Annotated in this window: 8 protein-coding genes; 6 read left to right on the forward strand and 2 right to left on the reverse strand. The window is 65.7% G+C overall.

Going from position 1 to position 15,534, the window contains the following annotated elements; genetic code table 11:
* Positions 1–231 precede the first annotated feature (231 nt).
* The 5 genes from EAW56_RS12600 to EAW56_RS08945 all read left to right on the forward strand — a co-directional run bounded on the left by EAW56_RS12600 (position 232) and on the right by EAW56_RS08945 (position 11,939).
* Positions 232–516 carry a hypothetical protein gene (locus tag EAW56_RS12600; protein ID WP_147453271.1) on the forward strand — a complete coding sequence of 95 codons (285 nt, stop codon included), beginning with the start codon at positions 232–234 and terminating at the stop codon, positions 514–516.
* A gap of 252 nt (positions 517–768) precedes the next feature.
* A complete protein-coding gene (locus tag EAW56_RS13135) occupies positions 769–7,134 on the forward strand; it encodes a DEAD/DEAH box helicase (RefSeq protein ID WP_122086190.1) in 6,366 nt (2,121 codons plus the stop codon).
* Between the two features lie 30 nt (positions 7,135–7,164).
* Complete coding sequence (locus EAW56_RS08935; RefSeq protein ID WP_122086192.1) at positions 7,165–9,510, forward strand: 3'-5' exonuclease; 2,346 nt, start codon at positions 7,165–7,167, stop codon at positions 9,508–9,510.
* 195 nt (positions 9,511–9,705) lie between these two features.
* The gene (gene gltS, locus EAW56_RS08940) at positions 9,706–10,902 is read left to right on the forward strand and encodes a sodium/glutamate symporter (RefSeq protein ID WP_122086193.1); all 1,197 of its coding nucleotides are present in this window, start codon (positions 9,706–9,708) and stop codon (positions 10,900–10,902) included.
* 119 nt (positions 10,903–11,021) lie between these two features.
* Positions 11,022–11,939, forward strand: a complete 918-nt coding sequence (locus EAW56_RS08945) for a type II restriction endonuclease (RefSeq protein WP_122086195.1) — start codon at positions 11,022–11,024, stop codon at positions 11,937–11,939.
* Here the strand turns inward: EAW56_RS08945 and EAW56_RS08950 are convergent.
* Both EAW56_RS08950 and paaZ read right to left on the reverse strand, forming a co-directional pair.
* Positions 11,936–12,871: a DNA adenine methylase gene (locus EAW56_RS08950; protein ID WP_122086196.1), complete on the reverse strand. Its 936-nt coding sequence runs from the start codon at positions 12,869–12,871 to the stop codon at positions 11,936–11,938. The genes EAW56_RS08945 and EAW56_RS08950 overlap by 4 nt on opposite strands.
* Positions 12,872–12,963: 92 nt before the next feature.
* Positions 12,964–15,024 (reverse strand): phenylacetic acid degradation bifunctional protein PaaZ, encoded by a 2,061-nt coding sequence (paaZ, locus tag EAW56_RS08955; RefSeq protein ID WP_122086198.1) that lies wholly within the window; start codon positions 15,022–15,024, stop codon positions 12,964–12,966.
* A gap of 102 nt (positions 15,025–15,126) precedes the next feature.
* Between paaZ and EAW56_RS08960 the strand changes: the two genes are divergently transcribed.
* Positions 15,127–15,528 carry a PaaI family thioesterase gene (locus EAW56_RS08960; RefSeq protein WP_122086199.1) on the forward strand — a complete coding sequence of 134 codons (402 nt, stop codon included), beginning with the start codon at positions 15,127–15,129 and terminating at the stop codon, positions 15,526–15,528.
* Positions 15,529–15,534: the final 6 nt, after the last annotated feature.

Raw genomic sequence — 15,534 nt, forward strand, 5'->3', positions numbered from 1 at the left:
TAGAAGGAGACAACATGCGCCTAACCCACTAACCCCACCCAACCCCAAACGCCCGGGTGTTACTGGATACTCACCCGGGCGTTACTCGATCCTCACCATGGCGTTACTAAATCAGTGGTCTGAACAGATTCGCCGGAGAAGTTTCTTGTAGAATACGGGAAAAAGATTAAGGAAGATGAGCGAAGCTTCTGGGATAGCCGTCAAATGCGTCACGAGGGCTATTCCTATAGCGTGTTTGAAAAAGTGGTTCTCGACTACCTATCGGATAATTTAAATAAACCCAAAGGTCGTGCGAAGCGTGAGGTCTATAAGCAGGTTTGGAAGAGATTTGAAAGTGGGTTTACTCGGCTAGCACGCGCTTGGGTTTCCGATTTGAGGAATCGGAAGGAAGTAATTGAGTTTTATAAGCAACTTGAAGTAATGCTGAAGAAGAATAATTCATTGATTGGTCTGGCTAGTGAAACGTGGGAATTTGACGAGTCATTGCTTGTCAACCTGCCGAATGAAGGATGTTGAGTCTGATTTAGAGTTGGCTGCAACCCAGATAGCGAAGATTGAGCATGTCAGTGATGAATTGCAGAGAACATCTTCATTGAATTGTCTAATCAAAGGTGTTCTGGCTTGGGTTTTTCGCGCTAGCGGACACAGGACAGGCACTCGAGCCACAATTGCAGGCGAGCGATTGGATTGCTCGATCTTGTAATTATTCAACGAATTCCTGTTCCCCATTAATGCACGGTCTTTAGTTGGCCAATACAGTAGGAAGACGTGTCTACTCTTCTTCCCGTCCACGCGTCCGCGCACGTCCTTGAGGGCGTCACCGAGTACCTCACCACGACGTTCTCGCTGGCCAACCCGGATACGGCGAAGGCGCTGAAGTCGTTTCTGGATGACACCGAGACCGGCATGTTCCGCGGCCCCTACGTGCGCACCCGCCTGCCGTATGCGCGCGCTACGCAGTGGGAGGGGCTGCTGGGGTGGCTCCCCGCCTGGTTCACTCCCTACCACCACCAGGCAGAAGCTTTTCGACGCCTCCGCAGCCGCACCCAGACGGGAGATCGTCGCCCCGAGCCCACCCTGGTGATCACTGGTACCGGCTCCGGTAAGACGGAGGCCTTCCTCTACCCCATCCTCGACCACGCGAAACGGATGCGGGAAAAGGGGCAGCGCGGCGTCAAAGCGCTGCTGCTCTACCCCATGAACGCGCTGGCCAACGACCAGGCCAGCCGCCTGGCCACGCTCCTCACCTCGGAGGCGGGGCTGGAGGGCGTGGACGCCGGCATCTACGTCGGCGACCAGAACACGGGCGTGACCAAGGTGTCGGAGGACTCGCTGATCACGGACCGCGACACCCTGCGCAAGAACCCGCCAGACATCCTGCTCACCAACTACAAGATGCTCGATGAGCTGCTGCTGCGCCCCGCCGACCGCGACATCTGGCGCCTCAGCGCCACCTCCCTGCAGTACCTGGTGCTGGACGAGTTTCACACCTACGACGGCGCGCAGGGCACCGACGTCGCGCTCCTCCTGCGCCGCCTGGGGCTCATGCTCAAGGCGCACCAGCCGGACGGGTTCCTGGGCGAGTACGCGGACAACCCGCTGGGCCGGGTCACGCCGGTGGCAACGTCGGCCACGCTGGGCGGCGAGGGCGATACCGGCCGCATCCTGGAGTTCGCGCGCACCATTTTCGGTGAGCCCTTCCCCGCCGACGCGCTGATTGGAGAGACCGCGCTTAGCTTCGACCAGTGGCGGGCGGAGATGGCGGGGACGTATGGGGGGAATGAGGGGGCGTCGATAGGCGAAATGCCCAGCGTAGACGCCATCCGGGAGGTGCTGGGCGCGATCGCGGGGGACGCTACGGGGCGCGAGCACGCGGAGGTGGTGCTGGACGTGTTCCGCAGGCGCGTGTGGGGCTGCGGCGAGGCGCTCGAGGAGACGATCGCCGCGTACGCGCAACACCCGCTGACCAGGGCGATCATCGAGGCGGCGGCGCAGGCGCGGCCGATGGTGGCGCGCGCGGGCGAGGCGACCGCCCTGCCGGAGGCGGTGCTGGGACAGGCCGTGGTGCGCCAGCTCAGGGGCGACGAGGCCGCCGAGTTTGTCACGCACCTGCTCACGGCGGTGGCGCACCTGCGCGCGCTCGCGGGCGAGAAGTACGGGTTTGAGGGCAAGCGGCTGCCGGGTGTGGATACGCACCTGTGGGTGCGCGAGGTATCGCGCATCGACCGCGCCGTGACCCCCACCGCGGACGGCAAGGAGTTCCGCTGGTACGACGACGGCGTGGTCGGCGAGGGCGCCGACGTCACCGCCGAAGCCACGGACGAGCAGGCCCCCGCCGTGTGGCTGCCCGCCTGCTACTGCCGTGCCTGCGGGCGCGCCGGGTGGATGACCAGCCTGGAGCCGGGCACCGAGGCGCCGATCCTGGACCCGGCGGAGATCCGCACGCAGTCCATCGAGCACATCGAGCGCCAGCGCCCCCTGATCACCGCCATCAACGAGCTGCGCCAGGCCACCACCGACGGTGTGGACTTCACCGCCACCCGCGACCCCGAGGGCAAGCGCACCCCCATGTGGCTGCACACGGAGACCCGCGCGCTGTCCACCGCCGCCCCCAGCGCGGAGGAGCTCTCGCGCGGCACCTCCGTGCCCGTGCTCACCTACTCGGGCCAAGACGCCGCCGACTACGCCAAGGACCAGGTCTGCCCGTCATGCGGCGAGTCGGACACCATCCGCTTCATCGGCTCGCGCGTGGCCACGCTGCTGTCGGTGGGGCTGTCCAACCTCTTCGGCATGGGCGAGCTGGATCAGGACGAGAAGAAGACGCTCGTCTTCGCCGACTCCGTGCAGGACGCCGCCCACCGCGCCGGCTTTGTCCAGTCCCGTTCCCACGCGTTCGCGCTGCGCACCTTCACCTACGCGGTCGTGGGCGATGAGACGGTGAGCTTCGCCGAGATGCCGCAGCGCATTATCGACGCCGCCGTGCACCACTCCCCCGACAACGACCCCGCCCGCGCACGCTACGAGCTCCTGCCCCCGGAGCTGGCCGACACGGTGAACTACCGCCCGTTCTGGGACTTCAGTTGCGAGGCCCAGGCCCGCCGCAGCGCCACCCGCGAGGCCAAGCACCGCCTCGCCTTCGACGCCGCCCTGGAGTTCGGCCAGCGCGCGGACCTGGCCCGCTCGCTCACGCTCACCGGCGCGCTCAACGTGGGCGTGGACATCCCGGACGCCGTGCTCGCCTCCGCGGCGCGCGAGGCCGTATCTCACGCCGCCGAGCAGTCCACCATCAGCGGCGACGCCGACGTGCAGCTGCGCTGGGCGCGCGGCGTGGTGGAGCAGGTCCGCGAGCGCGGCGGCATCAACCATCCGTGGCTGAAGTCCTACCTGCGCGACGACGGCAACAGCTGGCACCTGCACAACCGGCTGGCCAAGTCCAAGGGCGTGCCGCCCTTCCCCCGCGGCGGCGCGCCCGAGTTCCCGCGCGTGGGCGAGTCGCTCAATGACAAGGACCGGGGCATTACTCCCCTGTCCAGCCCGCGCGGCCGCTACGCCCGCTGGACCTCCACCATGCTGGGCCTGTCCACGCACGACTCGGCGAGCGTGCTCCGCGACTTCTTCGCCGCCCTGGCCAGCCGCAACGCCATGACGTCGGTGCAGACCAAGACGGGCGGGACCATCTACGCGCTCGAGCCGGAGCAGGTGGTGGTGTCCTGCGAGGCCGAGCCGAAACTACTGAGGTGCGGGATCTGCCACGCGCAGATGGGCGTCGATAAGCATGCGCGAACACTGATGAATGGGCAGGCGTGCGCGACCCCCGGCTGCTCCGGGACCTACCAGGAGGTGCCCGTGGAGCCGAACTACTACTGGCGCCTCTACACCTCCGCGCAGCCGCGCACCGTGGTGGCGAAGGAGCACACGAGCCTGGTCCCGCCGGAGGAGCGCCTCGCGCTGGAGCGCGCGTTCCGCGGCGACGAGGCCCCGACGGCGGACGCTCCGAACGTGCTGGTGGCGACCCCGACGCTGGAGATGGGTATTGACATCGGCGATCTGTCCACCGTCATGCTCGCCTCCCTGCCCACCACCGTGGCCAACTACGTGCAGCGCGTGGGCCGCGCCGGGCGCCTGACCGGCAACTCGCTCGTCCTCGCGTTCGTGCGCGGCCGCGGGCCCACACTGCCCAAGCTCAACGAGCCGCTCGGCGTCATCTCCGGCGCCGTCGCCCCGCCGGCCGCCTTCCTCTCCGCCACCGAGATCCTGCACCGCCAGGTCGCCGCCTACCTCATCGATTCGACCGACCTCCCGGCCCTCGGCGTGGAAACCACCAACGCCCAGTCGGTCTTTGGGCGCAAGGGCGTCCCGCTTATCGACGCCCTCCACCACATCATCGCCGCCGGAGTCGGCCCCCGCGCCGACGAGTTCCTCGGCTCCCTGACCGCGGAGCACCTGCCCGCCGACCTGCTCACGCGCGTGCGCGACTGGGCCACCGGGCAGGGCCCCGACTCCTTCGCCGGCGCGCTCACCGCCGCCCGCGAGCAGTGGGACGCCGAGGTGCAGCAGCTCAAGCAGCGCGAGCGCGACCTCCTCGGGATCGACGACGAGCTGAAAAAGCGCGACGCCGGCGCCGCCAACCTGGACGCCGAGTTTATCGACGAGGACCTCGAGCGCGAGAAGCGCAGCGTCAAGGCCGCGCTCAAGCGCACCAAGCGCGACCTGTACAAACTGGCCTTCGGCGAGCGCTGGATCTCCGCCCTGGAGCGCTACGGCCTGCTGCCTAACTTCACGCTTATCGACGACTCCGTCGAACTCGCCGTGGCCATCTCCTACCTCAACCCCACCACCATGGAGTTCATGCCGGAAAGCTTCGAGGTGGAACGTGGCGTCTCCTCCGCCCTGCAGGAGCTCGCGCCGGGCGCCACCTTCTACGCCCGCGGCATCGCCGCCACCATCGACTCGGTAGAGATGGGCTTTGACGGCCAGAGCATCGAGCAGTGGCGGCTGTGCCCGGAGTGCTCCTACGGTGAGCGCGTCGCCTCCGGCGGCGCGACCCCGGGGGCAGGGCCGTGCCCGCGCTGCGGCGCCGCCGCCTTTGCGGACAAGGGCCAGCTCATGGACGTGATCCAGATGCGCAAGGTGGCCGCCGAGGTGGACCGCAGCAACGCCACCATTGACGCCTCCGCCGAGGAGCGCCGCACCACCTTCTTCCACACCGCCATGTCCTTCGCCGTGCCCGAGCACGCCCCCGACGGCGGGCACTGGTACTTAAGCGGCGGCTTCGGCGCCGAGTACCTGCCGCAGGCGGACCTGAGCTGGTTCAACCTGGGCAAGGGGCAGGCGCAACCGCGCATGCTCGCCGGGCGCGAGGTGGACGCTCCCCTGTTCACGCTATGCCGAGTCTGCGGCCACGTGGACTCCGCCCGCGGCGAGAACAGCAAGTGGGACCACCGCCCTTGGTGCCCGCAGCGCAAGGAGCGCGACGAGGACACGGTCACCACCGCGCTTGGCCGCTCGCTGCGCACCCAGGGTGTGCTGCTGCACATCCCGCGCACGCTCACCGCCGGCGACAAGGCCACGGTGCCCAGCCTCACCGCGGCGCTGCGCCTGGGCTTCAAGGAGGTGCTCGGCGGCGACCCGGAGCACCTCAAGGTGGACACGGTGACGGTGCCTAACCCGGCCGGCAACGGGGTGATCGAGGCGCTGCTCCTGCACGACAGCGTGCCGGGCGGCACCGGTTACCTCTCCCAGTTCGCCTCCCCGGAGCAGGTCCGCGGCCTGTTCGAGCAGGCGTACCGGCGCGTGGCGGAGTGCGAGTGCCACAGCGACGAGCGCCTGGCCTGCGCGCACTGCCTGCTCCCCTACACCGAGTTCCGCCACAAGGACGTGACCTCGCGCGGCGCGGCCGAGCGCGCCATCCGCGCCATCCTGCGCAACGAGGCCCACCCGGCCGACGGCGCGGACGCGCTCGCGGTGCCGTGGGAGCCGCAGACCACCCCGCCCGCGCCCGACGAGGGTTCCACCCTGGAGCTGCGCTTCCGCGAGGTGCTGCGCGCCGCGCTCGAGGCGCGAAACGTCACAGTGACGGATCGCCCGAACGCCGGACGCATGGAGCTGGAGATCACCTTCCCCGGCGCCAGCGGCGAGCAGTGGGTGATGAAGGAGCAGGTGAACAAGGGGCACACGGTCCCCGACTTCCTGTTTACCCATCGGCGGCGCGGCGACGTCCGCCCCGTCGCCGTGTACACGGACGGCTACGCCTACCACGCCAGCCAGGCGCACTTCCGCTTCCCGCAGGACATGATCAAGCGCGCCACCCTGCACTACGAGGACGACACGATCCCGTGGAACCTCACCGACGCCGACCTGGACAGATTCGAGCGCGAGGGCACCGACGCCGCCGCCCCCTGGTGGGTCACCGCGGAGCTGCGCCGGACGATCTCGGGCCTGCCCAAGCTGGACAGCGACGCCGTCGACTTCCTGCTCGCCTCCCCCATGGAGCAGCTGCTGCGCTACCTCAAGGCGCCGCGCACCGCCACCTTCCCCGCGCTGGGACGCGGGCTGGTGGAGCTGGTGCTGGGCGCGCCGGGCAGGCAGCAGAGCGTGGTCGATTCCATGGTCCGCGTTGCCCTGCCGAGCGGGGCATGCCTGGACCTGCGCCCACTTTCGCCAACCGAGTTCGCGCCCGAGCGCCTGTTCATGGACACCTCCGCGGGCGTGCTGGAGGCCGACGCGTGGAACGAGTACCTGCGCATGGCCAACGTGCTCTGGCTTGCGGGTCAGGGTGTGAGTGTGGAGACGAGTGCAGGGGGCGTCGAGAAGCGAACCCTGCCCGCGGAGCCCGCGCCGCAGGTCGCTGGGGCCTGGGCCGAGGCGATCGAGGAATTCGAGGACGAGGAGGCCGTGGTGGCGGCGCTGCGCACGCTTGCCGCGCAGCACGCGGCGCCAGCGAGCGAGATCGGCGAGGAGCTGGGCAGCCTGCCCACCGCGCTGATCTGGCGCGAGGCGAAGGTGGCGCTGCTGCTGGAGGCGGACCCGTCGTACGCGGAGGCGGAGGCGGACCTCGTGCGCGGCGGGTGGACCATTGTGCATCCGGAGGGGCTGACCCCGGACGCGATTCCGCAGGCACTGCTGGGAAACTAGCATCGGACCAGGACATGAAGGAGTAACAGCATGGTGACCTTCTCGCTGTACGGCGGGTTGAAGCTGGACGGCAGTTTGATGAAGCCCACGATGGATTTCCTGCAGACGCTCGCCGCGGACCCGACGAACCCGTCGCTGAACATCAAGACCATTAAGAACTCGGTGGACAAGCGCGTGCGCACCGGGCGCATCAATGACCAGTTCCGCGCCGTGCTCTTTGAGCTTCGCGACGGCGACGTGCACCACTTCGTCCTCGTCCACGTCGACTCGCACGACGAGGGCATCGAGTCCGCGCGCCGCTTCGACCCGGCCCGGCTGGAGCTGCGCGCCAACGCGGTCAACGGCATCACGGAGCTGATCGAGCGGACGGCGCCGGATGGTGCGGACGATTCGGGCGCCCATGAGCCGGAGGTGTCGGACTCGCAGCGCAAGGCCGAGGAGGCGGCCCGCGAGGCCGAGGAGCTGGCCAAGGCGCAGGCGGCTGTCACGCCGGTGGAGCTGAAGCCGGAGGAGGTGCCGCCGCGCACCGAGCTGGAGAAGCACGGGTACACGCCGGCGCTGCTGCACGACGAGCTCGGCGTGGACGAGACGATCGCGGAGATGCTCTTCGTGCTCACCCGGGAATCCCAGCTGGTGGCGCTCATGCAGGGCCGCCCGAAGTGGGAGACGGAGGCCGTGGAGGGGCTCGTCGCCGGCTACACGATTGACGACGTCAAGGAGATGCTCAACCTCACCACCGACGCTGCGGGCAAGGCCGCTGACCAGCCGGGTTCCGAGGACGCGCGCATCCTCGCCGGCCTCAAGCAGGACGCCGCCCAGCTGGAGTTCGCCTACGTAGACGACGTGGACACCGACTCGCTGCGCGCGGTCATCGAGTCCGGCAGCTTCGACCAGTGGCGCGTGTACATCCACCCGGAGCAGCGCCGCATCGTCGAGGGCGACCACAAGGGTTCGGCCCGCGTCTTCGGCGGCGCCGGCACCGGCAAGACGGTCGTGGCCGTCCACCGCGCGAATCACCTGCTCAAGCGGGGTCAACCCCGCGTGCTGCTCACCACCTTCACGGACGGTTTGGCGGGCGGCCTGCGCCAGCAGATGGCCGCGCTCAACCCCAACTACCCCGCCGCGGAGCCCGGCGAGCCCGGCCTGTGCGTCACCAACATTGATAAGCTGGTCCGCCACGTGATCACCGCCGCCGCGCCCGCCGACGTCGAGGAGGCCACCCGCCGCGTCCTCGGCACCGGCACCTCGCGCGTGCGCCCGTACAGCAACGACGAGGCCGCCCGCGTCTGGGGAGGGCTCTTGCTTATCGACGCCACCGTCGCCGATTCCCTCCCCGCCGGCACCACCAACGAGACTTTCCTCCAGCGCGAGTACGAGGGCGTTGTGCTGGCCAACTCCATCACCACCAAGGCGGAGTACCTCAAGGTGGCCCGTACCGGCCGAGGCACGCCGTTGAGTAGGGCTCAACGAAAGGTGGTGTGGACGCTCCTGCAGTCCGCGATGCAGACCCAGGCGGTGGACGGCAAGCTGTTCTGGCCCACCATGTCCGCCGTGGGCGCCGAGCTCCTGCGCATCCAGCGCGACCGCACCGACCGCGCCCTATTCGACCACGTCGTGGTTGACGAGGCCCAGGACTTCAACGCCGGCCACTGGCGCTTCCTCCGCGCCTGCGTGGACCCGGGCCCCAACGACATCTTCCTCGCCGAGGACTCCCACCAGCGCATCTACGGCCAGCCCCTGGTGCTCAGCCGTTTCGGCATCTTCACGCGCGGCAAGGCGTCGCGCAAGCTCACGCTGAACTACCGCACCACCAAGGAGAACCTGGACTACGCCGTGCGCATCCTCAACGCGGCGGGGGAGTTCACCGACTCCGCGGGAGAGACCGATGACACCCGCGGCTACCGATCCGCCCGCTCCGGCCCGAACCCCCAGCTCCTGCGCTGCGCCACACCGGACGAGGAGTTCGACGCAGCGGCCGCCTACATCAACTACTGGCTGGATGCCGACGAGGTCCACGAGCCCCGCATCGGCGTGATGTGCCGCACCCGCGGGCAGCTGAGCCGCATTGTCAGCGGGCTGGCCGACCACGGCATCGACGCCGTGCAGACCAAGGACGCGGCGCACGCGTCGGGGGAGCAGGTGGCCGTGATGACCATGCACGGCGCCAAGGGTATGGAGTTCACGCACGTCATCCTGATGAGCGTGGGCCGCGACATCCTCCCGCAGCCCTTCCGCCTCGCCGGGTTGTCCGACGACGACCGCGCCGCCGCTTTGCAGCAGGAGCGCTCCCTGCTCTACGTCGCCGCCTCGCGCGCCCGCGACGCGCTGGTGATCACGACGGTGGGCGAGCAGTCGGAGCTGCTGCCGGAGGTGTAGGGGTTTCTCTTAGGCAAGGTCCTGCGGGAACGGAAAATGAGTTACGCGGGGCCTTTGGTCTTTCGGTTTATGGAGCGTCGCTTAGTTGAACCTATTTCTCCTTTTGTGAAGGTGATAACACCCGCCAGAAGTGCGAGCTACCTCACGGTGGTGATTAAAGTAATCGTGTTCACAAATAATGAGAGAGGGTGACATATGCAAATTGAGATAGGCCTGATTGGCTCGGCAGCAATCACACTGCTTTTGCTGTTGTTTGGCGCTTGGGCAGCGAGAAGCTGGAAGGTATTCAGCATGTTTGCCATTCCGGGTCCCGTGGTTGGGGGTTTTCTCTTTGCCCTTGTGGTGCTTGGGCTGCGGGAGTGGGGATCGGTTGAGCTCACGGTTGACACCACGCTGCAGTCGCCCGCAATGTTGGCGTTCTTCACCACGATTGGTCTGGGAGCATCGCTCAGCCTGATTAAGACTGGCGGGCGTTTTCTCATGGTGTACCTGCTGGCGTGTTGGTCGGTAGCGATTCTCCAGAATCTCGTTGGAATTGGCCTTGCCAAGGCCTTGGGGCTCAACGAGCTTCTGGGCATCATGGCAGGAGCGGTTTCACTCGAAGGTGGCCACGGCGCTGCTGCGGCGTTCGGTCCAACGGCAGAAGAGCTTGGCGCGCAAGGTGCTACCGCTGTCGCTATTGCGGCGGCAACATTTGGGTTGATCGCCGGATCGCTCATTGGCGGCCCCTTGGCAACCTGGTTAATCAAGCGAAACAACCTCGCGGTGGAGACCCACGATATCGGCGAAGTCGAAGAGCGCGGAGTGGACAACGACTCGGACATCAGCGAAGGGTCCGTCACCGCGACTGCGGCCGTGATCGGCGTAGTGGTCGTGATCGGTGTCTACCTGGGCGAACTCTTCGGTGAATGGACCGGGTACTCGCTGCCGGGATACGTCGGGGCCATGCTCATTGCGATTGTCTTGCGCAACCTTAACGACGCCCTTGGGTGGGTGAAGATTCACGGGAAAACCCTCAAGCTGATTTCTGACGCCTCCTTAGGCTACTTCCTCACCCAAGCCATGATGAGTCTCAAGATTTGGGACCTCTATGATCTCGCACTGCCGCTCCTGGTCATCTTGCTTGTACAGGTTGCTGTACTTGCTGCTTTGGTCGTGTTGGTTGTCTTTCGGGTCCTGGGCAGAAACTACGATGCAGCGGTCATTTGCGGAGGCATGATGGGTCACGGTCTTGGCGGCACTCCGAACGCGGTCGCCAACATGGACGCGGTTGGCCGCAAGCACGGATTGCAGTCAAAGGTAGCAATGGTGGTTGTCCCACTTTCGGGTGCCGTGCTGATTGACATTGTTGCGCTGCCATGGATCGTCTTCTGCCTCAACTGGGTAGCGTAACCACCGGGGATGGGGGGGATTCGCTTTGGCTCCATTGATACGGAGAGGCGGGGTTCCCGCCCAACACCCAGGGCGCGGTGGCGTCGATAAGCGAGACCGCCCTGGTTTAGGGTAGGGGAATGCGGATTGAAGAGGGGCCGGTGGCGTCGGCAAGCGAAGTGGAGCGGGAGGCGCTGCTGCCTCGGCACGAGGACGCGGTGGTGCGCACGATGCTGGGGCTGCTGCCCAAGGATGCGGCGGACTGGCAGCTGGTGGGGATCGTGAACAAGGACGGGGACGTGTTCACGTTTGGGAATGACTCGAAAATCGTGGGGCGCGCGTTTGAGGTGGTGGCGACGGCGTACGTGAAGCAGCTTGCCGATGCGCTGGGGTACACCTTCCGCGAAAGCGAGGTGCAGACCCAGTACCCGGACTTCGTGCTGGAGAAGCCGAACGGGCGGCTCATTGCCATTGACGTCAAATCCACCTACCGCAGCGTGGGCAAGCGCGGGGCGACGCGCGCGTTCAGCTTCACCCTGGGCAGTTTCACCAGCTACCTGCGCAACGACGGGACGAAGAACATTTACCGCACGTACGACGACTACGACGCGCACTACGTGCTGGCGTTCCTGTATTCGCGGACGAACCGCTTCGAGACGACCCGCGTTCCCGTCGCCAACATGGACAGCATCCGCCCTGCTTACGAGGACGTCGAGGTGGCGTTCATGGAGAAGTACCGCTTGGCCGGGGACAAGACCGGTAGCGGCAACACCGACAATCTGGCCACGTTCAAGGCGACGTCGATGGAGCCGTTCCAATACGGAGCCGGCCCGTTCGCCCTGCTCGGCCCCGACGTGTTCGAGCACTACTGGCGCAACCACCCCAGAAACGCCGACTCCGCCGAGGTCAAACGCGCGAAGTTCAAGAACCTGCCTGCGTACTTCGACTGGCTGGAACGCCAGGACAGCGCCCCGTTCGACCCCGCGCAGCTGCGCGCGTCCTACGCGCAGTACAAGGACTTCGTGGCCGACCGCGGTTGGACGATCCGGCTGAACTAAAACAGCGTTGCCAGGCTCGCTTCGGGGCTTGCTTTGGCGCTTGTCGACGCCACTTCATCCCCCGGCACCGCGTGCCCGGGCGAAATGACCAACGCTTCCGTCATCGCTTTGCGGTTCTGCACCGACGCGCCGACGTGGTAGAAGTGCTCGGTGGTGCGCAGCTCGCCCTCCCAGGCGCGCAAATGCGTGTTCTCGCGGTGGATGTTGGAGTGCCACATGCTCAGCGCGTACCCGGCGGGGGAGTCCTGCACCTGGCGGGCCAGCTGGTCGGCGAGGTCCTGGCTCCACGTGCAGAAGTACTCGTCATGCCTATCGATGTACGGCGGATCCAAGTACAGAAAGTCCTGCTCCGTGAGCTGGCCGATGATGTCGGTGAAATCGGCGTGGCGGAACTCCCACTCAGGGCGCTTGGACAGGAGTGTTTCCACCCAGTGGACCTGGTTCACGATCTTGGTAATCAGCGCAGGCTGGAAGCGCTGCGGCTTCCGGCAGAAGGGGACGTTGTATCTGCCCTTGGCGTTGAACCGCATCATGCCGTTGAAGTTGCTGCGCTGCAGGAAGAGGAAGTCGAAGGGGCTGCCGGTCTCGTTGAAGCGGTCGCGGACCTCGTAGTAGTAGGAGTGTTTGTCCGCCGGGGTTGCGGCCAGCTTCGGTGCCTCTTGCTCCAGGTAGTCGCGGACCTTCCAGGCGGTGAGCTCCCCGGATTGGATGCTGCGGTAGAAGTTGACCAGGTGCGGATTGATGTCCACAAACACCGCGCGCTGGGGCGCGAGGTTGAACCCCACGACGCCCGAACCCATAAACGGTTCGTAATAGGTCCCTGCGCCGTTCCACCGAACGTTCGCCGCGATGAAGGGGACAAGTTTGGTCTTGATCCCTTGGATCTTCAGCGGCGGTACGTTCACGTGACCTATCTGCTGCGGCAGGAGCATGGCGGGGCCTTTCGGGCGAGTGGCGGTTGTGTGGTGAGTGTAGCAACCGCGCCGAACACGCCCGTGCGCTGCGGAAAGGGGGTGGTCTACTCCTAGTTCGCGTACGTCGTGTTGACCTTTTCCACGAGGGTGAGCACGTCGTACGTCGCCACGATTTCGTCGTTCTGGTTGTACAAAACTGTGTCCCAGACAACTTCGCCGTAGTCGTCGGTCACACGCGGAGTGATCCGCTTCGCGGTGAGCTCGACGCGGATGGAGTCGCCATAGGTCACGGGCTTGAGAAAGGACAGGTTATCCAGCCCGTAATTGGCCAGTACTGGTCCGGGTTGCGGCTCCACGAACAAGCCCGCAGCCCAGGAGACAAGCAGGTATCCGTGCGCTACTCGGCGGGAAAAGAAGGGGTTAGCAGTGGCGGCCTCTTCGTTGGTGTGCGCATAGAAAGTATCGCCGGTCTCCTCGGCAAACTGGAGAATGTCATCGAGCGTGACTTGGCGCAGGTCGGAGGCGAACTGGTCGCCCACCTTTAGCGTCGCTAAGTCCTTGCGGAACGGGTGGACCGCGGTACCCGCGCTCACTTCTTCCCGGGTGGCGCGCCGCACGTCTGCGCCGCGGTGCCACTCGCCGGTGATGGAGGTGAGGTGCTGCGGGCTACCCTGAATTGCGGTTCGCTGCATGTAATGTTTGATGGCTCGCACACCACCGAGTTCTTCGCCACCGCCTGCACGGCCTGGTCCGCCGTGGACGAGGTGGGGGAGGGGAGACCCGTGCCCGGTGGACGTCTTGGCGTCGTCGCGGTCAAGAAAGTGGAGCCGGCCGTGGTGGGCAGCAATGCCCACTGCGAGTCTTTGCGCCGCTTCGGAGTCGTGTGTCACTGCAGAGGCGACGAGGGAGCCCTTACCCAGCGCAACCAGGTCGATTGCGTCGTCGAGGTCGGTGTAGCCGATGATAGAGACAACGGGGCCGAACGCTTCTGTGTCGTGAACGCGTTCTGTGCGGGCGTCCGCAAAGGTGAGCACAGTGGGCTGGAAGAATGCGCCGTCGACGGTGTTGGGGCCGCCGGTAATGACGGTGGCGCCGGCGTCGATAAGCGTCTGCACAGCGTTGGCAACATCCTGCGCCTGATCGGCGGACACGAGCGGTCCCATCGTGGTTGCATCGTCGCGGGGGTCGCCAACGACGACTTTCTGCTCGAGCTTGGCCGCTAGGGCATTGGCGACGTCATCTACGAGCGCCTCCGGCACGATTGCGCGGCGGATCGCGGTGCACTTTTGGCCTGCTTTCGAGGTCTGCTCTGCAAACAACATGGAAATGTACGCGTCGAATTCGGGAGTGCCGGGCGTGGCATCTGGACCGAGTACTGCGGCATTGAGTGAATCTGCCTCGGAGGTGAACCGGACGCCGTGATCGCGCACAGATTCGCGGTTGCGCAGAGCGCTCGCTGTCGCTGCGGACCCCGTGAATGCAACGTGGTCGTTGTAGTCCAGGCAATCCAGCAGGTCTCCTAATGAGCCGGAGATCAGTTGCAAGGACCCCGCGGGAAGGACGCCGGACTCTGCCATAAGTCGCACGCACGCTGCGGTGACGTAGCCGGAGGCTGTCGCAGGCTTTACCAGTGTGGGAACGCCGGCGATAAACGCGGGCGCAAACTTTTCCAGCATGCCCCAGACAGGGAAGTTGAAAGCGTTGATCTGCAGTGCAACACCCTGCAGTGGCGTGTACACGTGGCGTCCCTGAAACGAGAAATCTTTGGCAAAGACTTCCGGCAGGCCGTCAACGACGACGTTGTTGTTTGGCATCTCGCGGCGGCCTTTGGAGGAGAACGTGAACAGGGTGGAAATGCCTCCGTCCACATCTACGAAGTTGTCGCGAGGAGTTGCGCCCGCCTTGGCCGCCTCAGCGTAGAGGGAATCCTTGTGCTCGTTCAGGAACATAGCGAGCTCCTTGAGCTGGAGCGCGCGCTCGTGCAGCGTTAGCGCCTGCAAGTGCTGCTGCCCCGTCGTGCGCGCATATTCAAGCGCGCCGGGAAGATCAAGCCCCTCAGTGGTGACTTTCGCAATGAGCTCATTTGTCGACGCATCGCGAACCTCGCGAGCGTTTGTGGTGTTGTCGGGTATTACCCACTGGTCGCAAAGAAAGCTGGGGACTACGGTCATTGGGGATCCTTTCGGTGGTGTCAAAAACGCGAGGGTCCTGACCGAACGGTCAGTCGGTAATGTATGGCGAGTATAACGGACACAACGCATTGGTGGGAGGACATGATGAACGAGGTTTGGAAGATCACGCTTGGGGAACTGGACAAGCACATGGGCGTGGAAGTCCTCGAGGAATCTGCCGAACGCGTCGTGGCGCGAATGCCAGTTGCCGGAAACCGGCAGTCCCTCGGACTCCTGCACGGCGGCGCAATGGCAGCACTGGCAGAGTCGGTGGGCAGCTGGGCGGCGCTTATCCACGCCAGCACGATGGGCAAAGTAGCGGTGGGGGTGGACATCAACGCCACCCACCACTCGTCGGGAAAGGAAGGCTTTGTCACCGCGACCGCGACGGCAATCCGGCTCGGCCGCACGCTGACGAGCCATGAGGTGGTGGTTGTGGACGACGCTGGAAAGCGCCTGTGCACCGCTCGAATCACAAACGCGATCGTAGAAAAGCGCGGCTAAAGGCTC

This window comes from Corynebacterium gottingense (genome assembly GCF_003693265.1).
GTDB lineage: Bacteria > Actinomycetota > Actinomycetes > Mycobacteriales > Mycobacteriaceae > Corynebacterium > Corynebacterium gottingense.

Excerpts from the sequence above, each read along its gene's own strand:
- gltS (WP_122086193.1), top strand. The coding sequence starts at position 9,706 with ATGCAAATTGAGATAGGCCTGATTGGCTCGGCAGCAATCACACTGCTT.
- paaZ (WP_122086198.1), bottom strand. The coding sequence starts at position 15,024 with ATGACCGTAGTCCCCAGCTTTCTTTGCGACCAGTGGGTAATACCCGAC.
- EAW56_RS08945 (WP_122086195.1), top strand. The coding sequence starts at position 11,022 with ATGCGGATTGAAGAGGGGCCGGTGGCGTCGGCAAGCGAAGTGGAGCGG.
- EAW56_RS08950 (WP_122086196.1), bottom strand. The coding sequence starts at position 12,871 with ATGCTCCTGCCGCAGCAGATAGGTCACGTGAACGTACCGCCGCTGAAG.
- EAW56_RS08935 (WP_122086192.1), top strand. The coding sequence starts at position 7,165 with ATGGTGACCTTCTCGCTGTACGGCGGGTTGAAGCTGGACGGCAGTTTG.
- EAW56_RS08960 (WP_122086199.1), top strand. The coding sequence starts at position 15,127 with ATGATGAACGAGGTTTGGAAGATCACGCTTGGGGAACTGGACAAGCAC.